General features: G+C 60.9%; 22 protein-coding genes. 12 read left to right on the forward strand and 10 right to left on the reverse strand.

What is annotated here, in order from left to right:
* Nucleotides 1-32 precede the first annotated feature (32 nt).
* The 3 genes from ACTG36_RS09070 to ACTG36_RS09080 all read right to left on the reverse strand — a co-directional run bounded on the left by ACTG36_RS09070 (nt 33) and on the right by ACTG36_RS09080 (nt 2,114).
* Nucleotides 33-590: a hypothetical protein gene (locus tag ACTG36_RS09070; protein ID WP_375281279.1), complete on the reverse strand. Its 558-nt coding sequence runs from the start codon at nt 588-590 to the stop codon at nt 33-35.
* Nucleotides 591-724: 134 nt separating this feature from the next.
* A complete protein-coding gene (locus ACTG36_RS09075; RefSeq protein WP_375281278.1) occupies nt 725-1,822 on the reverse strand; it encodes a class II histone deacetylase in 1,098 nt (365 codons plus the stop codon).
* Nucleotides 1,823-1,862: 40 nt separating this feature from the next.
* Nucleotides 1,863-2,114, reverse strand: a complete 252-nt coding sequence (locus tag ACTG36_RS09080; RefSeq protein ID WP_375281277.1) for a hypothetical protein — start codon at nt 2,112-2,114, stop codon at nt 1,863-1,865.
* Between the two features lie 145 nt (nt 2,115-2,259).
* On the opposite strand from ACTG36_RS09080, the gene ACTG36_RS09085 reads away from it, so the two are divergent.
* Nucleotides 2,260-3,006 carry a M48 family metallopeptidase gene (locus ACTG36_RS09085; RefSeq protein ID WP_375281276.1) on the forward strand — a complete coding sequence of 249 codons (747 nt, stop codon included), beginning with the start codon at nt 2,260-2,262 and terminating at the stop codon, nt 3,004-3,006.
* A gap of 4 nt (nt 3,007-3,010) precedes the next feature.
* On the opposite strand, the gene trhA is transcribed toward ACTG36_RS09085, so the two are convergent.
* Nucleotides 3,011-3,664 (reverse strand): PAQR family membrane homeostasis protein TrhA, encoded by a 654-nt coding sequence (gene trhA / locus ACTG36_RS09090; RefSeq protein ID WP_375281275.1) that lies wholly within the window; start codon nt 3,662-3,664, stop codon nt 3,011-3,013.
* A gap of 152 nt (nt 3,665-3,816) precedes the next feature.
* Between trhA and ACTG36_RS09095 the strand changes: the two genes are divergently transcribed.
* Both ACTG36_RS09095 and ACTG36_RS09100 read left to right on the forward strand, forming a co-directional pair.
* Nucleotides 3,817-4,350, forward strand: a complete 534-nt coding sequence (locus ACTG36_RS09095) for a tetratricopeptide repeat protein (RefSeq protein ID WP_375281274.1) — start codon at nt 3,817-3,819, stop codon at nt 4,348-4,350.
* An 87-nt stretch (nt 4,351-4,437) separates the two neighbouring features.
* Complete coding sequence (locus ACTG36_RS09100; RefSeq protein WP_375281273.1) at nt 4,438-4,791, forward strand: YigZ family protein; 354 nt, start codon at nt 4,438-4,440, stop codon at nt 4,789-4,791.
* Here the strand turns inward: ACTG36_RS09100 and ACTG36_RS09105 are convergent.
* On the reverse strand, nt 4,770-5,162 hold the full coding sequence (locus ACTG36_RS09105; RefSeq protein WP_375281272.1) for a thiol-disulfide oxidoreductase DCC family protein: 393 nt from the start codon (nt 5,160-5,162) through the stop codon (nt 4,770-4,772). The two genes, ACTG36_RS09100 and ACTG36_RS09105, sit on opposite strands and share 22 nt — an antisense overlap.
* Nucleotides 5,163-5,227: 65 nt before the next feature.
* On the opposite strand from ACTG36_RS09105, the gene ACTG36_RS09110 reads away from it, so the two are divergent.
* Complete coding sequence (locus tag ACTG36_RS09110; RefSeq protein WP_375281271.1) at nt 5,228-5,572, forward strand: diacylglycerol kinase; 345 nt, start codon at nt 5,228-5,230, stop codon at nt 5,570-5,572.
* Nucleotides 5,573-5,641: 69 nt separating this feature from the next.
* Nucleotides 5,642-5,806, forward strand: a complete 165-nt coding sequence (locus ACTG36_RS09115; protein WP_375281270.1) for a hypothetical protein — start codon at nt 5,642-5,644, stop codon at nt 5,804-5,806.
* A 2-nt stretch (nt 5,807-5,808) separates the two neighbouring features.
* Here the strand turns inward: ACTG36_RS09115 and rimO are convergent, their stop codons facing one another.
* Nucleotides 5,809-7,197 (reverse strand): 30S ribosomal protein S12 methylthiotransferase RimO, encoded by a 1,389-nt coding sequence (gene rimO / locus ACTG36_RS09120; protein WP_439142069.1) that lies wholly within the window; start codon nt 7,195-7,197, stop codon nt 5,809-5,811.
* A gap of 129 nt (nt 7,198-7,326) precedes the next feature.
* Between rimO and ACTG36_RS09125 the strand changes: the two genes are divergently transcribed.
* The 4 genes from ACTG36_RS09125 to ACTG36_RS09140 are packed head-to-tail and all read left to right on the forward strand — an operon-like array spanning nt 7,327 to nt 10,373.
* Entirely contained in the window at nt 7,327-7,989 is a 663-nt protein-coding gene (locus tag ACTG36_RS09125) for a tyrosine-protein phosphatase (protein WP_375281268.1), read from the forward strand.
* The gene (locus ACTG36_RS09130; protein WP_375281267.1) at nt 7,986-8,687 is read left to right on the forward strand and encodes an acylneuraminate cytidylyltransferase family protein; all 702 of its coding nucleotides are present in this window, start codon (nt 7,986-7,988) and stop codon (nt 8,685-8,687) included. Before ACTG36_RS09125 ends, ACTG36_RS09130 begins: the two co-directional genes overlap by 4 nt.
* Nucleotides 8,674-9,462, forward strand: coding sequence for an SDR family NAD(P)-dependent oxidoreductase (locus ACTG36_RS09135; RefSeq protein ID WP_375281266.1), 789 nt, complete (start codon nt 8,674-8,676; stop codon nt 9,460-9,462). Before ACTG36_RS09130 ends, ACTG36_RS09135 begins: the two co-directional genes overlap by 14 nt.
* A complete protein-coding gene (locus ACTG36_RS09140; RefSeq protein ID WP_375281265.1) occupies nt 9,456-10,373 on the forward strand; it encodes a Gfo/Idh/MocA family protein in 918 nt (305 codons plus the stop codon). The genes ACTG36_RS09135 and ACTG36_RS09140 overlap by 7 nt, the downstream gene beginning before the upstream one ends.
* On the opposite strand, the gene ACTG36_RS09145 is transcribed toward ACTG36_RS09140, so the two are convergent.
* The gene (locus ACTG36_RS09145) at nt 10,370-11,626 is read right to left on the reverse strand and encodes a 3-deoxy-D-manno-octulosonic acid transferase (RefSeq protein WP_375281264.1); all 1,257 of its coding nucleotides are present in this window, start codon (nt 11,624-11,626) and stop codon (nt 10,370-10,372) included. The two genes, ACTG36_RS09140 and ACTG36_RS09145, sit on opposite strands and share 4 nt — an antisense overlap.
* On the reverse strand, nt 11,613-12,740 hold the full coding sequence (gene neuC / locus ACTG36_RS09150; RefSeq protein ID WP_375281263.1) for a UDP-N-acetylglucosamine 2-epimerase: 1,128 nt from the start codon (nt 12,738-12,740) through the stop codon (nt 11,613-11,615). Before neuC ends, ACTG36_RS09145 begins: the two co-directional genes overlap by 14 nt.
* A gap of 118 nt (nt 12,741-12,858) precedes the next feature.
* Between neuC and ACTG36_RS09155 the strand changes: the two genes are divergently transcribed.
* Complete coding sequence (locus ACTG36_RS09155; protein ID WP_439142073.1) at nt 12,859-13,725, forward strand: FkbM family methyltransferase; 867 nt, start codon at nt 12,859-12,861, stop codon at nt 13,723-13,725.
* 8 nt (nt 13,726-13,733) lie between these two features.
* The gene (locus ACTG36_RS09160; protein ID WP_375281261.1) at nt 13,734-14,495 is read left to right on the forward strand and encodes a hypothetical protein; all 762 of its coding nucleotides are present in this window, start codon (nt 13,734-13,736) and stop codon (nt 14,493-14,495) included.
* Between the two features lie 28 nt (nt 14,496-14,523).
* On the opposite strand, the gene ACTG36_RS09165 is transcribed toward ACTG36_RS09160, so the two are convergent.
* Together ACTG36_RS09165 and ACTG36_RS09170 are read right to left on the reverse strand one after the other, a co-directional pair.
* Nucleotides 14,524-15,558 (reverse strand): N-acetylneuraminate synthase family protein, encoded by a 1,035-nt coding sequence (locus tag ACTG36_RS09165; RefSeq protein ID WP_375281260.1) that lies wholly within the window; start codon nt 15,556-15,558, stop codon nt 14,524-14,526.
* Nucleotides 15,559-15,675: 117 nt separating this feature from the next.
* Nucleotides 15,676-16,596, reverse strand: coding sequence for a lysophospholipid acyltransferase family protein (locus ACTG36_RS09170; protein ID WP_375281259.1), 921 nt, complete (start codon nt 16,594-16,596; stop codon nt 15,676-15,678).
* An 87-nt stretch (nt 16,597-16,683) separates the two neighbouring features.
* Between ACTG36_RS09170 and ACTG36_RS09175 the strand changes: the two genes are divergently transcribed.
* Entirely contained in the window at nt 16,684-17,595 is a 912-nt protein-coding gene (locus ACTG36_RS09175) for a pirin family protein (protein ID WP_375281258.1), read from the forward strand.
* Nucleotides 17,596-17,602 lie beyond the last annotated feature (7 nt).

Below are 17,602 nucleotides of genomic sequence, written 5' to 3' on the forward strand. Positions count from 1 at the left end.
ACACATAGGGACGCAAGCGGGGCGATGCCAGTCTAGCTGAGCCCCGCACGCAGGAAACTGGTCAACCAAATGCGGAAGATATCGGGATGCTCGGCGACCTCGAAATAGCCGATATGGGCGCCGGTGTGGGGCTGACCGTCCGTGAAAACGATCCAGTCGTAGCCGTCAGGCAGGGGGCTTGCCGAGGCCTCGGGGGCGATTGCATGGCTGGCAAAAAACGGGGCCAAATCCATGATCATCTGCGCGGCGACGCCGCCTTCAAGGGGCTGCGTCCTGGACCACCGTTCCACCTTAAAATAGCAATCCATTCGGGCGACGGCGTCCTCTGGCCAGGGGGCCTCAGACCAAAGGGTCAGGGGGATCGGCCCAGCAGAGGGCGACATGTACAGGTCAAAGGGCTTGTTTTCAGCCGGTAGCTGCCGGTTTTGTGACAGTGCCCGTCCGGCACGGCTACAATAGTAAACGGCTATCGTCTCTGCCCCGTCGATCACCCCTTCGCTGTGCCAATAGTACGGGTCTTCTGACCCGCTGGGCAGGCTGTCCGGCCCAAGATGAAAATAGAACTCTCCTTCCTCGAAATGGGGGCGCATAACGCTAACAATCCCGTCGAGGGATATGTCCGGCCGCGCGCTTAAGTGTATCGCCGCCTGCGCCAGCTCCGCAGGGTCTGGAACGGTTTGCGCAACGGCGGGTGTCGCGCACACTAAGACGAGTGGTAACGCCTTCACAACGCCGCCCGCATTGCGTCAATCTGGGTCTGCACGAAGGCATCAAAGGCAGGCCCGGGTTGGCGCAGAGGGAAAACCTCGCCAAAGGGATCGGGGGCGGTGACGGTGCTGCCGGACATTTCCTGCAAAACATGATGTCCGCAAAAGGGCACGTAAACCTCTGAATAGCCGCCCTCATGGGCCATCATCAGCCGCCCGTCACACAGATCATCGGCCAGCGCCATGACCTGCTGTGTCATCACCTGAAACGTCTCCGCTGTGGCCAACATCCGGCCCAGCGGGTCGATGGCCGCCGCATCGAACCCGCAGGCGATCACAATTACATCGGGGGCAAAAGATCGGATCTGATCCGCCACGATTTGGTCCATGACCGCCAGATAACCCGCATGGCCCACCCCTGCAGGCAACGGAATATTAAGGTTAACGCCCGCACCCGCCCCCGCGCCACGATCGGTAAACGCGCCTGTGTCCATGGGGTAATTCCTCTCCTGATGGATCGAAATTGTCAGAACATCGGGATCTTCGTAGAAAATCGCCTCGGTCCCGTTGCCGTGGTGCACATCCCAATCCAGCACGACCACACGGTCTGCCAACCCCTTGGCCCGCGCAGCCTCAATCGCAATCGCCAGATTGGCCATCAGACAAAATCCGTTGGGGTAATCGGGCAGACAATGATGGCCGGGTGGGCGGCTCAGCGCATAGGCGTTGCGCAAATCGCCGCGCAACACGGCCCCAAGGGCGGCAACCGACAGCCCCGCCGACACGGCTGCCAACTCATATCCGCCAGGGCCAAAGGGCGTGCGGCGGCCCATTTCGCCCCCGCCTGCGTCCGACATCGCCTTGAACGCGTCCAGATAAGACGCCGGATGCACCCGCAACAGATCCTCGCGCGCGGCCTCAAACCCGCCCCGCATATCCAGATCCCGCGCCAAGCCAGTGACGTCGATCAGGTTCTTCAACCGGCGCTTGCTTTCGGGGCTTTCGGGCAGGCCGCCATTCATGGGCTGCACCAATCCGCCCACCGGCAACATGCCCGCGTAATTGCCGCCCCCATGCCAAAAGCACCTCTCGTCAAAGAAAAACCCTGTGCTCATGGGCGCGCCTTCCGCTTCTCTGGTTCAAAAATACCTAAAATCATCCCTCTCCCCCCTCGCGCCGCAGCTGGTAGGCGCCTTCGGGCAGATCGAGCGCCATGGACAGATCGCGCAATTGCGACATCGACAGGGTCACCGTCACCGGCATATCCGTGCGCGCATCCACTTGGGTGACGGTTACGCAATCCTCAAAGGCATTGATCACCACGTCTTCGCGCAAAGGGGCCTGATCTTCCCCTTCATCCACCAGCGTCACAACCGTCGCGTCAAAATCGTGCTCAATGGTAAACATGCGGGGCTCCCTGCTTGATGTGGCCAGCTTGCGGGGGCGGTTCTGCGCCGTCAACCGCCCAAGGCGCTGACAGTCGCGTGAAGGGGCTGGCTGGCGGGGGATGGATGCTACATAAAGGGCAGAACGACGGCAGGACCCATTTCTGATGAAACAGCTTTATCTCGCGACACTCGCCTGTCTGGGCCTTGCAGCCTGTGAGGTCGTGCCAGTACCCGCGCCCCAACCCGCACCGGCGCCCCAACCCGCACCGGCGCCCCAGCCCACACCTGCTGCGGCCCCGACCACGGACCGCATCGCCACCCCGCGTGAGGCCGCGCGCGCCTTTGTGGCCGTCGTCAACCAAGTCGAACCGATGGCCGAACGGGAATGTCGCCGCCGCGCGCCGCGCCTGAATTGTGATTTCCTGATCGTCGTTGATGACCGTCCCGGCGTGCCGGCCAATGCGTTTCAGACTGTCGATGAACGCGGCCGCCCGATCATTGCCTTCACGCTGCCGCTTATCGAAGAGGCGCGCAACCGCGATGAAATCGCCTTTATTCTGGCCCATGAGGCCGCCCACCACATCGAAGATCATTTGTCCCAGCAACGTCGCAATGCACAGATTGGCGCGGTGGTCTTTGGCCAGTTGGCGGGGGAATTTGGTGTCGCGGGGGATGCTGTGCGCTCCGCACAAGAGTTGGGCGCGGTTGTCGGCGCACGCACCTATTCGCGTGATTTCGAACTTGAGGCCGACCGCCTTGGCACCATCATCGCCGCCCAAGCGGGCTTTGATCCGGTGCGCGGGGCAGAATTCTTCTTCCGCATTCCTGATCCGGGCGATCAGTTTCTGGGCACCCATCCGCCCAACGCCCAACGGGTTCAGGTCGTGCTCGATACGGCGGCGTCTTTGTAAGCGTCTAGGCGGCCGGCGCGACCCCAAGGGCGATGGCCACAAAAAAGCACACCGACGCCGTCAGGACAAATCCGTGCCAGATGGCGTTCTGGAATTTCAGCCCCTCAATGCTGAAAATCACCGCCCCCACCGAATAGATCAACCCGCCTGCGATCAGCAGACCTAAGGCCGAGGCAGACAAGACGGGAAAGAGCGACGTCAGCAACGCCACGCTGAGCCACCCCATCCCCACATAAAGCGCCGTCCCCCAGTGGCCCGGTTTGCCCCAGAAAAACAGTTTCGTCACAGCACCCACGGCGGCCAATCCCCAGACCACCGCGAGAACGCCATAGGCAAAGGCGGACCCGATCAAGATCACCAGCGGCGTGTAGGTCCCCGCAATCTTAAGATAAATCGCCGCATGATCGATGCGCCGCAAAGCAGGCCGCATTCGTTCCCACGGGGTGAAATGATAACAGGCCGAGGCCACAAAGGACGCGATCAAAGCGGCGCCATAGATCGACACCCCCGCAATCTTGCCCGCGTCCATCGTGGCCACCGCCAGTACAATCAACATCACCGTCCCCACGATGGCAAACCCCACACCCGCAATATGCATCGCCCCATCAGCAATACGTTCGCCGCGGGTAAACAGGGGGTAGGGGTCCGAATGGGTCATGCCCCTAACCTAAGCGCAAATCGTAACAGAACGGTTATGCCGTTGCGTCACGGGTGGCCGACCGCGCTCGACCACCTCACAAAGGTGTTTTTGAAACTGCCCCTCCCACGCTACGTGCCTTTGACATGACACACCAACAGGAGTCCTCCCCGATGCGTCTGACAGTTGCAGCAACCCTTCTGGCAGCCACCCCTATGTTGGCTTTCGCCGTTGGCTCCGGCAGTTTGAACCCGCCGACGCCCACCGAGACGACGGAAGACTGCGCCGAAGGCCTTGTCTTTGATCTGGCGACCCAGACCTGCATGACGCCTGAACAATCCACAAACGACGACAGCGCCATGATGGATGCGGTGCGTGAACTGGCCTATGCAGGCCGCTATGCCGACGCGCGCACAGTGCTGGACCAGTTGGACCCAGCAGATAGCATGGTGCAGACCTATTACGGCTTCACCGCGCGCAAAACCGGCGATGTGGACGGGGCGATGTCCTTCTATCAGACGGCCCTGACAATTGACCCCGACAACAATCTGGCACGGTCCTATATGGGCCAGGGCATGGTGGCGATGGGCGATCTGGTTGGCGCGCAGGCGCAATTGTCTGAAATCCGCGCCCGTGACGGTCGCCAGACATGGGCCGAAGTGGCCCTGCGTATGGCCATCGACACAGGCACCGGCCCCTCCTACTAAGTCAAACGACATGTCTAAAGGGCCTCGCCTTGGCGGGGCCCTTTTGCGTCTCTTGCCTCTGTGACGGCATCGGGGCAGGGTGCGGCGATGTTGATCCTCGATGGCATATTCACAGACCGTGGGTCAAAATACGCAGTCTCTGGCGGGCCTTGCGGCAGTGCGGAGGGCGCCAAAGCCTTCGTCAAACAGCTGTGCCGGAAAAAGAAGTTCGCCAAGGCCACCCACAACACCTACGCCGTGATCCTGCCCGACGGCACGCCCCTGAAAAACGACGATGGGGAGGCCGGGGCCGGTATGGTCATTCTGCGGATGTTGGAACGTGAGGGGCTAACCGGCGAAATTGTCGTCGTCACCCGCTGGTTTGGTGGCACGCATCTGGGCGGCGACCGTTTTCGCCGCGTTCAAGACGCCGTGCGGGTCTATCTGGACGCGCGCGCCTGAGCCTTCGCCTGCCGCCGCCGGTGCCAGCGGTAGATCAGCGGCGCAAGAATTTTATCGTATGTAAAGACCGTCACCGGGCGCACAATCGGCCAGCCCGTGACCCGCGCCAACCAGTGATACCTTGGCATCTGCGCCCAAAGCACCCGAAACGCGGGCATACCGGACAGCAATTCACCATCATGGGCCACATACAGCCGCCGCGCAGCCTGATCTTCGGTCAGGTCCCACTGGGCCAAAGCGTCGGAATTGAGGTCGTCAAACCGGATGGGCAGCCCGCTTTCGTTCGAATACGCCTCATAGTGGCGGATCTCAAAATTGCAGACGGGACATTCGCCGTTGAACAGGACGCGAGTATCGGTGCTATCAGTCATAACGCTTAGATAGGCGGCAGCGTGCAGGGGACCACTGTGGCGCGCGGTCGCGGGGGAGGGGACGCATGGAATTCTTCAAACGCCTGAAACTGCGGATCATCTGGAGCAGCGCAGGCATTGCCGACGCATGGCGCGCCGAACATTCGTTCCGGTCGTGGGTCTGGGCCAATCTGGTGTCCGCCGCGCTGGCGCTTTGGTGGCTTGAGGGGACTGAGGTTGCCTTGATCTTGGCGCTCGGGATTTTGGTGCTGGCGATGGAGCTTGCCAACACCGCGCTTGAGCGCGCCGTCGATCTTGTCAGCCTTGAAAGAAGTGAGCTTGCCCGCCAAGCCAAGGACGCAGGCAGTGCGGCCGTTATGGTCACTGCCATCGCCGCAGGGGTCGCATGGGTGATCTGTCTTGTGACGTAGCGTCACTGGGGGAGGATTGATCCGTCATTCCCCTGCCGGACAGTCACGATTCACCATAGCTAAGGGCCTATGAGTAGTGTGCGTAAATCCATGTTAGCCCCTGACGCGTCGGCGGACGTTCCCCCAAAGGATGACCAGCCCGCGCGTCAGGTGGACAACCCTAAACTGGCCCGATTTCTGGACCGGTTGGACCGCGAAATGGGCCGCGATGTGCCGGCTGTCGCGGCGGAGTAGGTTTAGGGTTTAATCTGAGCCCACAGGTCGTATTCGCCTGCCTCATCCACCTCAACCGTGACCAGATCACCGACATTTAAGCCTTCGGTGCCGTCGTCGATGAACAGATTGCCATCGATTTCAGGCGCGTCGGCCTTGGTGCGGCAGGTGGCGATGCCGTCTTCGTCGATGTCGTCGACCAGCACCTCCAGGGTCTGGCCCACTTTGGCGGCCAATTTGGCCTCGGAAATGGCCTGTGCCTTTTCCATAAAGCGGTTCCAGCGGTCCTGTTTCACCTCATCTGCCACATGATCCGGCAGGGCGTTTGACCGCGCACCGGCGACATTTTCGTATTGAAAACAGCCGACGCGGTCCAACTGCGCCTCATCCATCCAATCGAGGAGGTGTTGGAATTCCGCCTCCGTCTCACCTGGATAGCCGACGATAAAGGTCGACCGCAGGGTGATGTCCGGGCAGATGTCGCGCCATTCCGCGATCCGGTCCAGCGTGCGTTCGGCCGCAGCAGGGCGCGCCATGCGTTTGAGCGTATCGGGGTGGGCGTGTTGGAACGGAATGTCCAGATAGGGCAACACGCCCGATGCAGGGTCCGCCATCAGCGGGATCATTTCACGGACATGTGGGTAGGGGTAGACGTAGTGCAGGCGCACCCATGCGCCCAAAGACCCAAGATCGCGGGCCAACGTGGTGATCGGCTGTTCGGTCAACCCGCGCCTCACCTCACGGTCCCAATCGGTTCCAAAGGCGGAGGTGTCCTGAGAGATCACCAACAATTCCTTCACGCCACTCTCCACCAGCTTTTCCGCCTCGCGCAGCACCGCCTTGTGGGGCCGCGATGTGAGAAGACCGCGCATGTCGGGGATGATGCAGAACTTACACTTGTGATTGCACCCTTCGGAGATTTTCAAATAGCTGAAATGCCGCGGTGTCAGGCTGACCCCGCTGGCGGGCAGCAGGTCGATGAACGGATCGGGAGAGGGCGGGACGGCCTTATGCACGGCGTCGAGCACCTGTTCATATTGATGCGGGCCTGTGACGGCGAGGATGTTGGGGTGATGTTCGCGGATATAGTCAGGCTCCGCCCCCAGACAGCCGGTGACGATGACCTTGCCGTTTTCGACCAGCGCTTCGCCGATGGCATCAAGGCTTTCGGCCTTGGCTGAATCGAGGAAGCCGCAGGTGTTGACGATCACGGCCTCTGCACCGGTGTAATCAGGGGAGATCGCGTAGCCTTCGGCGCGCAGGCGCGTGAGGATGCGTTCACTGTCTACCAGCGCCTTGGGGCAGCCAAGGCTGACCATGCCGATGGTTGGCTGGCCGGACCGGCGGTCGTCGGGCGTGGAGAGGCGCGCATTGGCTAAGTCAGGGCGAAGGCTGGGCGGGTTCTGGGACATGGGGCTGCGTGTAGCGGGTAATTGAAGCGGCGGGAAGGGCTGCGCGGACGGGAGCCTCCGGCGGGAGTTTTTCGGGCCAGATGAAGCAGGGGCGTTGTTCTGTATCTGCACAGACGGTATGGGGCGGGGATGAGCAAGAAGCGCCCCCACGATCTGAGCAGCCTGTCCGGGCGAATACGGACTTGGCTGCATTTCTATCTGAAGGATCACCACCTGTTGCGGATGGCGTGGTGGAACCTGGCCGAGATTTCACCGGGGGTCTGGCGGTCGAACCAGCCGTCCCCGTGGCGGTTGCGGCGGATGCGCGCGCGTGGTGTCACGACGGTGGTGTCCCTGAGGGGCGGCGTACCGCAGAGTTACAACGTCCTGGAAGAAAAGGCCTGCGCTGATCTGGGGCTCGGCTTTGAGCGGCTGACCGGCGTCATGGCGCGCGAGTTGGTGCCCGCGGCCAATATGTTGGCAATTGTGGATGGGTTGGCGGCGATTGAGGGCGCGAAGCTGTTTCACTGCAAATCGGGCGCGGATCGGACGGGGTTGATTGCAACGCTCTATCTGATCTTGGTGGACGGCGTGGATGTGGCCGAGGCCGCGTGCACACAGTTGCGTCCGGGTTGGGTGCATTTGCCCCGCACTAGGGCGGGTGTGTTGGACCATATCTTCCGGGTCTACTTGCGCGATGCAGCGCCTGCCGGTCAGGGCTTTCGGGACTGGTTGGAAACGGTCTATGATCCGGCTGAGGTACAGGCGGATTTCGACGATTGGCGCGCAGGCGCGGGAAGGTGGGCGGTATGATCATCGGGCACATCGGGGCACGTAAGGGATCCAAGGGGGTCGTGGGCAAAAATTTCCGCGACATGTGTGGCAAGCCCCTGATCGACTGGTCGCTGGATCAGTTGCTGGACAGCGGGCGTATCGGGGCCGTGGTGGTCAGCACCGACAGCCCCGAAATGTATGACCATGCGGTCGCCAAGGGCGCGCTGGACATCGGATTGCGGCCTGCCCATCTGGCCACGGATGATGCGCCCAAGTGGGGTGTTTGGCAGCACGCGCTGGAGGCTGCCGAAGGGATCGTGGGGACGTCACGCGCGTTCGTGGATCTTGATTGCACGTCGCCCCTGCGGCTGGCAGAGGACATCGAAGGCGCGCTGGATTTGTTTGAGGCCGAGGCACCTGACATGGTGATGTCTTGCTGTCACGCGAACAAAAATCCCTATTTCAACATGGTCGAACCGGACCCCACGGGCGCATTGCGGGTGTCCAAACCGCTGCCCGGCGGTGTCTGGGCGCGGCAGAATGCGCCGGTGGTCTACGAACATGCGGCGTCGACGTATGTGCTGGACCCGGCCTATTTGCGCGCGGCGCAGACCATCTATGACGGGCGGGTGATCCCCTTTGTGATGCCAGCGGAACGCTGCATGGATGTGGACGACCCGCTTGATTGGAAGATTGTGGAATTTTTGATGAAGGATCGCTTGAATGGGACAGCTTGACGGACGCACGGTGTTCATCACCGGATCGGGTGGCGTTTTGGGCAGCACCTATGTGCGGCGCATGTTGGCCGAAGGGGCCAAGGTCGTGGCGACCGATTTGCCTGGCCACCGCTATGACGGGCTGGTGGAGGCCCATGGCGGCAATCCCGACTTCGCGATCTATCCGCTCGACGTGTCGGAAGAAGACGAGGTGGTGGAGATTTTCAAGCAGGTCGAAGGCGACGGCCATGTGGTGGATGTGGTGTTGAACAATGCCGCCATCACAGGTGAGATGTTGATGGGCGCAGGCGGGACGTTTCCGGACTTTGCGGACACCACCGTGGACGATTGGGAAAAGACCATGCGCACCAATCTGACGGGGGCCTTTATGGTGGCCCGCCAGATGGATCGCGACATCGTTGGCAAACGCCCCACGACCTTGATCAATGTGGCGTCCATGTATGCCCTGAACGGGGCACATCACCCGATCTATGATGGCATGCCGTTCAAGAATTTCAGCGCGTATGGCGTGACCAAGGCGGGCATCCACGGGCTGACGGTTTGGCTGGCCGGTTACTGGGCCAAACGGCAGGCGACGGTCAATACCATTGCGCCGGGGGCGGTATTCAACGGCCATTCGGACGAGTTCCAGAAACGTGTGGGGGAGCTGATTATGGCCGGTCGCATGTGCGAACCTGATGAGATTGCCGATGCGATGTTGTTCCTCGCCTCCCAGCAATCGGGCTATATCACTGGGCAGATGATCAACGTCGACGGGGGCTTTAGCGCGTGGTGATTGCGGTCATTGGCGCAGGGTCCATCGGGCGGCGTCATGTTGGAAATTTGCAAGACCTAGGTGCTACGGTTGAGGGGATCGCGTGGCGTGATTTCGATCGTGGGTCTTTTGAAAAGCGCAGCGATATTAAGGGCATCGTGATCGCAACGGCTACGGATGTGCGGCTTGATCCGGTCCAGATGGCGGCGCAAATGGGCGTGCCGGTCTATGTTGAAAAACCTCTACACTGGACGCGGGAAGGCGTGGCTGAGATTTACGATACTTTGGGCGATTTGACCCATCGTTCCATGCTGGGGTTCATGGCGCGCTACCATCCCGTGGTGCAGGTGCTGGCGGCGCGTGATGTGTCCGACGTCTACGGCTTTACCTTTGAGATCGGCCATGACGTGCGCCAATGGCGACAGAACTGGGCCTTCCCCAAGACCTATGCAGCCAAGGCGCAGGGCGGGGGCGTGTTGTTGGACCTGAGTCATGAATTGGACATGGCGCTGGCTCTGTTTCCAGACCTCAAGGTCGATGACGTGACCAGTGTGGGGCATCGGGATTTCGAGGGCGTGGATTTCGCCAGCCGCATCGCGCTGTCGGGGCAGGGCATCAGCGGGACGGTGGCGATGGATTACTTGTCGCCGGTGTCGATCCGCCGGTCTGATCTGAACGGGACCAAGGCGGCGCGGTCGCTGGATTTGTTGGCCGCAAAGCTCACTACGAACGCGGAGACGGAAAGCTTTGCCTATGATCGCAACGACATGTTCCGCGCCATCACACGTGATTGGCTGGCCTTGATTGAGGACGCCGATGCGCCGTTGCACCCGCTGGCCCCACGGCTGTCAGACATGCGCGCGTCATGCGATTTGATCACGGACGCATGGGACGCACGGCGGTTTGTCGGCACCGCCGAGATGACGTTTTAGCGGGGCAGCAGCCCCAACAGATCATCCGCAATCACGGACAAGCCGCGTGCAGCCCTGTCGCGCACATCACGTGCGCGCTGGGCGATGTCAGCCAGGTCGGACCGGCCCAAAGCGTCAACGATCTGGCGCGCGGTTTTGACCTCAACCGCGGCGCCAGCCCCGTGCAACTGCGCGAAATCGGACCTGAAATTTGCCACATGCGGCCCGTGGATCACCGCGCAGTCCAAGGCGGCGGCCTCCCACGGGTTGTGACCTTCGGTGCCGTCGAACGTGCCGCCGATCAAGGCCGCGTCGGCGGCGGTGTACCAACAGCCCAATTCCCCGAAACTGTCGGCGATGAACACCTGCGTCGTGGTGTCCGGCCATGCGTTTTGGCTGCGCAGGCAATGGGTTAGGCCCAGGCGTTCGCAGGATTGTGCGATATATCCCGCATCCCCCAACACGCGGGGCGCGATGATCAGCAGCCCTTCCACCCCCATGGCCTGCGCCTGAAGCGCCACGTCGATATCGGCACGGTGGGCGGAGGCCGCGACCCATGTGAACGCACAGTCCGGCAGACGGGCCTGCACGTCGGGCAGGGCGGCCAGCGGTGCGGCGGCGGCCTTCAACGATCCGCTGACGGCCACCTGTGCCGCGTCCCCGATCATGTCCCGCAAATGCCCCGCTGTGCCCTCATCCTGCGCGTGAATGGCATCCATCAGACCGTATAAATCGCCGTAAGCACGCCCGAACCGCGCCCGTGCTTTGGCAGACGCATCGGTCATCCTCGCGGCCACATAGGCCTGCGGAATCCCGCGTCGGGCACAGGTGACGGCCAGCCGCGGCCAGACCTCTTGATCGGACCAGACGGCCAGATCAGGCCGCCAATGATCCAGAAACCGCCCCACGGGGCCGGGCATGTCCAACGCCAGATATTGATGAATCGTGCGGGGCGGCAGATTGGCGGCAAAGACCTCACCCGAAGAGCGGGCAGAGGATGTCACCAGAAACCAAAGATCAGGCCGCGCGACCGACAGCGCGGCAATCAGGCCGCGCAGGGCCATAACCTCACCCACGCCGACACCATGCAGCCAGACAAGCGGCCCTCCCGGGCGGGGGGCACTGGCGTGCCCCAGTTTTTCACGGACCCTGTCCGGGTCCTCCTTGCCGCGTGCCAGACGGCGTCGCAACATCGGGCTGGCCAGGGGCTGCAACGCAGCGCCTGCGCCCAGAACCAGCCGCAACATCGGACCGATCCGCTTAGTCGGTGTCATGGAACCGCTTTTGCAAACCGCCTTCCCAGAAGGCCGGATCGCTTACGATGTCAGCAAAACGGGCCGCTGCGGTGCCTTTGCCAAAAGCCTCATGGCGGGGGTAGCGTTTGCCCCATTCCGCATCCAGAAAGGCCGCGATGGCAACCGCATCTGAGGCCGCGACGGTTGTCAGTGACGGGGCTGCGGCGCGATTGGTCTGGCGCGTGCCCACATCCAAGGACGGCGTTCCCAGAAACGGGGCCTCGCGCACGCCTGCGCTGGAATTTCCGACCATCACAGCGGCGTTTTTCATGGCTTCCGAGAAATGGGCGAACCGCATGGAGGGCAGAATACGAAAGCGGTCTTTGGGCAGGTCGTTCAACACCGCAAAAATATCGTCCGATCCGGGGTCGTTGTTCGGCGCGATAACGACGAAATCGCGGCCCGACGCCTCCAACGCACCAAACAGATCGCGCGCCTGCTGGCCCATGGTGGCGGCCTCTGACGTGACGGGATGGAAGACCACGATGCCGAAATCGCCCGCCGGCAGATCATAATGGGCGCGCACGGCATCCATTGTCACTCCGCTCTCGGCGGAATGGAAATCCAGCTCAGGTGATCCGATGACATGGATCGCGTCCTCGGGTTCGCCCATTTTCATCACCCGCGCGCGGGCGTCCTCAGAGGACACAAAGTGATGACTGGCGAGTTTCGAATTACAGTGGCGGAAAATCTCATCAATGGTGCCGCTGACTTCCCCGCCTTCGATATGGGCGGACCGGATGTAATTCGTGGCGGCGACCAGCGCACAGGCCAGCGCCTCAATCCGGTCGCCGTGGATGACCACCAGATCGGGGCGCGCATCGGCCACAAAATCGGAAAACCCCAGCACTGTTTTGGCCAGCACCTGATCCTGCGGATCACCGGGCCGCTGGTTGAGGTATTCGTGCACGCTGACCCCTTCGGTCCGTGCGACCTCCATCTTGGTCAGCCCGTACCGGTCCAGCATATGCATGCCCGTGACCCAAAACCCTACCGCGTGGCCCGCATCCCGCGCTGCAATCGCCAGCGGTTCGAGCTTGCCGAAATCCGCCCGGGTGCCGGTGACGAAGAGGATGGAACGGGCTTTTGTCACATCAACATCCTTCTGCGTTGGGACGCACGCGCCGTGAGGTCATCAGTTATCTTTCTTTCGATACTGCTTTGACGTAAAGGAGACAAGTACATCAAAACGCTTTGAAGGAAGACTGCACATGGGTGTCATCGGCCATTTCATCACCCGTAAATTTCTGCATCGGCAATCACAAATCCATGTATCGCAGTATCCGCAGCTTGCGTGTTTTGCCTTTGACCAGATCACCCATTCCATCCATCTGGAAGGGCGCTACGAAAATGACATTCTGGGGTTCTTGGCCGCCTCGATTTTTCCCAACCTTCCTTCAGGCGGCACCTGTCTTGATATCGGGGCCAATATTGGCAACCACAGCCTTGCGTTCTCCGGCCATTTCGACCGTGTGATTTCCTTTGAGCCGCATCCAAGAACCTTCCGCTTGCTTGAGGTCAACGGGGACCTCGTCGACAATGTGACCCCGATCAATTTGGGCCTGTCAAGCACCGCTGGGACGTTCGAAATTGTCGAAGACAAACTCAACATCGGGGCGTCTTCGCTTGAACGGACCCTTGATCCCAAAGGAGCTGCGATCTCTTTCAAGGTCGACCGTCTGGACGATCTGGACCTGATGAAAACCATGGGTCCAATCACCTTCATGAAACTCGACATTGAGGGACATGAGGCCGAGGCCCTGCGCGGGGCGCAAGATACAATTGCCACCCACGGCCCCGTTGTGATGATCGAAGTGCTCCCCCATGAGATTGAGCAAGGCGATGCAGAGGCGCTCAATGTTTTGCGGGGCTTTGTGTTTACGTATTTCTATGAGGGGGTCGAAAAGGGGCGACTGGGCACCTTGCCGCGCAGACGCAAGAAATGGGCACGTGCGTTCCGGTCTCTGATCAGCGGCAAGCGCCCCTCCAAGACAGAGGTCCTCAACCCGATTTCCCAGCTTGAGGCCCGCAGCTACCCGATGATATTGTGCACCAAGACAGCACTCAACGCTGCTTGATCTGACCAATGGCAAACACGCGCACCATCCTTTGCATCAAATGGGGCAGCTTGTTCACCCCGCAAGAGGTCAACATCCTCTACCGCGCCTGTGCAGACCACCTGTCTGACCCGCTGAGGTTTGTGTGCGTCAGTGACACGCCGGACGGGTTGGATCCCGCGATCGAATTTCGCCCAATTCCAGATATTGGTTTGTCCCAGGCCGATATCAAACGCCCTGGGGTCTGGCGAAAACTGAGCCTGTATCACAGTGACCTGCATGATCTTGGGCCGGTCTTGTTTATTGATCTGGACATGGTCGTGACCGGTCCCTTGGCGCACTTTTTCGACCGCCCCGACCAAGTGACCTTTCTTGACACGGGGCCCGCCTGGCGGCCCAAACCCCGCGCAGGTTCCCGTGAGGCGGGCACAGGATTGTTCACCTTCGATCCCGCCCGCGAAGCACATATCCTGAAGGATTTTCTGGCTGACCCCGCACACCACATGGCGACCACACGGAACGAGCAGGACTTCGTGTCCGCCAGACTCCAAGATCATGGCTTTTGGCCAGATGGCGCTGTGGTTAGTTTCAAGCGGCATCTGTGTTGGCGCTATGGGATCGGAATGGTTCGCAAACCTGTTCAACCGGCACCTGAGACGTCCGTCGTCGCGTTTCACGGAACCCCGCGCCCCTCAGACACCTTCCAGAACCGGGTGTGGGGACCAGCGCCTCATTGGCATCTGGGCCAAGTGCCATGGCTGGCAAGCTACATGGACAAATATGGCGGGTGAGTAGGAAAGCCGCGCGGCTTCGTTTTGATCAATCGGCGCTCAGGTCATCCCACGTCAGCTGCTGATTGCGCGTGACGGCGACCTTAAGCGTTTTGCCCACGACCTTATCAAACTCATACCCCGCGATGGCACCGGACCCGGGGCGGCGGGCCCAGATGTCGGCCTCGGTGATCACATGACCCGCGGGCAAATCCGCATCCGCCACAACGGAGGCGCGCGCGAAACGGTAGACGTCTTCCTCGGATGCGGTGCGTTCCTTTGGATTGTGCAGTGCTGTGTGAATTTCTTTTGAGCGATCAATCAGATGCCGCAGCTCTGCGGGGTCCATGGAACAACTGATATCAGGGCCCTTGCGGTACCGCGTATCGGTGTAGTGCCGCTCCAGAATGCAGGCCCCAAGCGCGACCGAGGCCAGCGCCATTTCCGGCCCGATGGAATGGTCAGAAAAGCCAACAACAGCATTGGGGAAGGCCGCGCGTAGGTCACTCACCCCTTGCAGGGACACGATTTCGGGCGGGGAGGGATAGAGGTTCGTGCATTCCAGCAAGGCATATGCCACCCCGCTGTCTTCAAGGATCTGCACGCTTGCCCGCACACTTTCGATGGTTTGCATACCCGTGGACATAATCACCGGTTTGCCTTTGCTGGCGATGTGCCGGATGAGAGGCAGATTATCCGCCTCACCGGATCCGATTTTATAGGCGGGCACATCCAACGTCTCCAGAAAATCGCAAGCGGCGCGGCTGAAGGGGGTTGAGATGAAAATCATCCCCAACTCCTCCACATAAGCCTTCAAAGCGGCCTCGTCCTCACGGCTGAGCGCACATTGCTCCATCACCTCCCAGATGGAGACATCGGCGTTGGGCGGGAAAATCTGCTTGGCCTCCTCGGTCATCTCGTCCTCGACGATATGGGTCTGGTGTTTGACCATCTCGCAGCCCGCACCGGCGGCCAGCCGCACCATTTCGCGGGCAACCGCAAGGCTGCCGCCGTGGTTGATGCCGATTTCGGCGATCACGAGGGGGGGATGGGCAGGGCCGATGTCGCGGTTAGCGATTTTCATGGGATATCTCCGGTTGTTGAGACGGGTGTGCCACGGGCGCGTGTGAATTTCCAGAACAGCCCGTCTAACAAAATTAGCTAATTTTCTTAGACGCCCCGGAAATAGCGAGGTCCGGCCTCAACCCCAGCGGCGGTGCACCCAGAAATACTGCTCTGGATGGGCACGCACCCGTGCCTCCAGCCGGTCAGTGACGTCGCGCATAATCTGTTCGGGTGTGGTGGGCGCCACTGGCGCCTCGACCTCCACATCGAAGTTGAGCCCGTCTTCCAGACGGGTGCCAAAATAGGGCACGATCAACGCGCCCGTCTTCAGTGCAATCGCACCCAGTCCCGTCGACGTATGGGCCGGATGGCCCAGAAAGGGGATCGCGGGATATTTCTTCATCCGCACATCGAACAGCATCGTGGCCATGCCGCCGTCCTGCAGCCAGCGCATGAAACCGCCCATGCCTTCGCGGTCCACGGGAAAAACGGGACCGGACACATCCTTGATCGTGCCCAGATAATGTTCATTGAAATAGGGGTTTGAAATCGGCTTGTAGATGCCGCCAATGGTATACCCCATCCGGTTGAGGACATGGCGGGGCGCGTCATGATTGCCGAAATGGCCGGTGACGAACAACACAGGGCGGCCCTCGGCCTTGGCCTGTTCGATTTCAGCCAGACCCGCGCCATAGGCTTGGGTGTCGGCCAGCTGGGCGGTGTACTCGCCTCGCGAATAGCCCTCGATCATGGTGCGGCCAAAGTTGTTGCAGCACGCCCGCGCAAGGCGCTCCACTTCGGCTGTGTCCATGTGGGGCCAGATCATGCTGATCTGTTCGCGGGCCCGTTTGCGATAGCCCGCCGCAGGGGCCACCACGCGGTCCGCCATGGCGCCGAACAAGCGCACGCGCCGCTTGTAGGGCAAGGCAAGGGCCGTCCCGATGATGCCCCGCAGGACGCGGTCGGTGATCCAGTCGGACCGTGTGGCGGTGTCAAACGTACGCATGGTTCTGTCGGTGTAGGCTGGCGCGCGGCCCCCCGCAAGTGTTGTGCGCATCCGCACATAAACCGTGTCACCCCGCCCATTGCCTGCGCAGCTGAGCGGCCCTATTTTCCGACCAACACTGATGAAAGGAGGCATCCCATGTCCATCAGACCGACACTCGAAACCCGCAAGGCCGTTCCTACAATGGAAGGCGCTGGCGTGCATCTTCACCGCGCGTTCGGCTTTCAGGACCCGTCCGAATTGGATCCGTTTCTGCTGTTTGATGATTTCCGCAACGATGTGCCCGCGCATTTCGAAAAGGGCTTTCCTTGGCATCCTCATCGCGGGATCGAAACAATCACCTATGTGCTGAACGGCACGGTTGAACACGGCGACAGCCTTGGCAATACCGGCACGTTGGGCGCCGGTGATGTGCAATGGATGACCGCAGGGTCCGGCATTTTGCACCAAGAAATGCCCCAGGGTAACGCCCAAGGCCAGATGCATGGGTTCCAGCTTTGGGGCAATCTACCCTCGGCGCAAAAGATGACCGACCCGCGTTACCAAGACGTACAGGGCAAGGATATTCCCGAAGTCATCGATGATGACGGCACAGTCGTACGCGTGATCGTAGGGGAGTTCTGGGGCAAACGTGGTCCGGTCGACGGCATCGCTGCAGATCCACAATACCTTGATGTGACGGTGCCTGCGGGTGTCAAAAAGACGTTTAAGATTGACACCTATCGTCGGGCTTTTGCCTATGTTTTCGAAGGTGCTGCTGCCTTTGCAGACGCCTCTGCACCGTCTGGTGTTCTCTTGGAAAAGGAGGTCATGGGCGAAGAGGTCAACATCCGTGACCTGAGCGGTGACCGCACCTTGATCCGCTTCGGCACGGGCGATGAAGTCACCGTGCAAGCGGGGCCAGAAGGCGTTCGGTTTTTGCTGATTTCAGGCGCGCCGATCGAAGAACCTGTTGCCTGGCACGGGCCCATCGTGATGAACACGCAAGAAGAATTGCACCAAGCCATGCGCGACCTGCGCAACGGCACCTTCATCAAACCCGCCCATTGACCCAAGG

Source organism: Pseudooctadecabacter sp. (assembly GCF_965657175.1).
Classification (GTDB): domain Bacteria; phylum Pseudomonadota; class Alphaproteobacteria; order Rhodobacterales; family Rhodobacteraceae; genus Octadecabacter.

Coding starts and splice junctions, on each gene's coding strand:
- ACTG36_RS09070 (WP_375281279.1), bottom strand. CDS start 590: ATGCGCCCCCATTTCGAGGAAGGAGAGTTCTATTTTCATCTTGGGCCG.
- ACTG36_RS09075 (WP_375281278.1), bottom strand. CDS start 1,822: ATGAGCACAGGGTTTTTCTTTGACGAGAGGTGCTTTTGGCATGGGGGC.
- ACTG36_RS09080 (WP_375281277.1), bottom strand. CDS start 2,114: ATGTTTACCATTGAGCACGATTTTGACGCGACGGTTGTGACGCTGGTG.
- ACTG36_RS09085 (WP_375281276.1), top strand. CDS start 2,260: ATGAAACAGCTTTATCTCGCGACACTCGCCTGTCTGGGCCTTGCAGCC.
- trhA (WP_375281275.1), bottom strand. CDS start 3,664: ATGACCCATTCGGACCCCTACCCCCTGTTTACCCGCGGCGAACGTATT.
- ACTG36_RS09095 (WP_375281274.1), top strand. CDS start 3,817: ATGCGTCTGACAGTTGCAGCAACCCTTCTGGCAGCCACCCCTATGTTG.
- ACTG36_RS09100 (WP_375281273.1), top strand. CDS start 4,438: ATGTTGATCCTCGATGGCATATTCACAGACCGTGGGTCAAAATACGCA.
- ACTG36_RS09105 (WP_375281272.1), bottom strand. CDS start 5,162: ATGACTGATAGCACCGATACTCGCGTCCTGTTCAACGGCGAATGTCCC.
- ACTG36_RS09110 (WP_375281271.1), top strand. CDS start 5,228: ATGGAATTCTTCAAACGCCTGAAACTGCGGATCATCTGGAGCAGCGCA.
- ACTG36_RS09115 (WP_375281270.1), top strand. CDS start 5,642: ATGAGTAGTGTGCGTAAATCCATGTTAGCCCCTGACGCGTCGGCGGAC.
- rimO (WP_439142069.1), bottom strand. CDS start 7,197: ATGTCCCAGAACCCGCCCAGCCTTCGCCCTGACTTAGCCAATGCGCGC.
- ACTG36_RS09125 (WP_375281268.1), top strand. CDS start 7,327: ATGAGCAAGAAGCGCCCCCACGATCTGAGCAGCCTGTCCGGGCGAATA.
- ACTG36_RS09130 (WP_375281267.1), top strand. CDS start 7,986: ATGATCATCGGGCACATCGGGGCACGTAAGGGATCCAAGGGGGTCGTG.
- ACTG36_RS09135 (WP_375281266.1), top strand. CDS start 8,674: ATGGGACAGCTTGACGGACGCACGGTGTTCATCACCGGATCGGGTGGC.
- ACTG36_RS09145 (WP_375281264.1), bottom strand. CDS start 11,626: ATGACACCGACTAAGCGGATCGGTCCGATGTTGCGGCTGGTTCTGGGC.
- ACTG36_RS09155 (WP_439142073.1), top strand. CDS start 12,859: ATGGGTGTCATCGGCCATTTCATCACCCGTAAATTTCTGCATCGGCAA.
- ACTG36_RS09160 (WP_375281261.1), top strand. CDS start 13,734: ATGGCAAACACGCGCACCATCCTTTGCATCAAATGGGGCAGCTTGTTC.
- ACTG36_RS09165 (WP_375281260.1), bottom strand. CDS start 15,558: ATGAAAATCGCTAACCGCGACATCGGCCCTGCCCATCCCCCCCTCGTG.
- ACTG36_RS09170 (WP_375281259.1), bottom strand. CDS start 16,596: ATGCGCACAACACTTGCGGGGGGCCGCGCGCCAGCCTACACCGACAGA.
- ACTG36_RS09175 (WP_375281258.1), top strand. CDS start 16,684: ATGTCCATCAGACCGACACTCGAAACCCGCAAGGCCGTTCCTACAATG.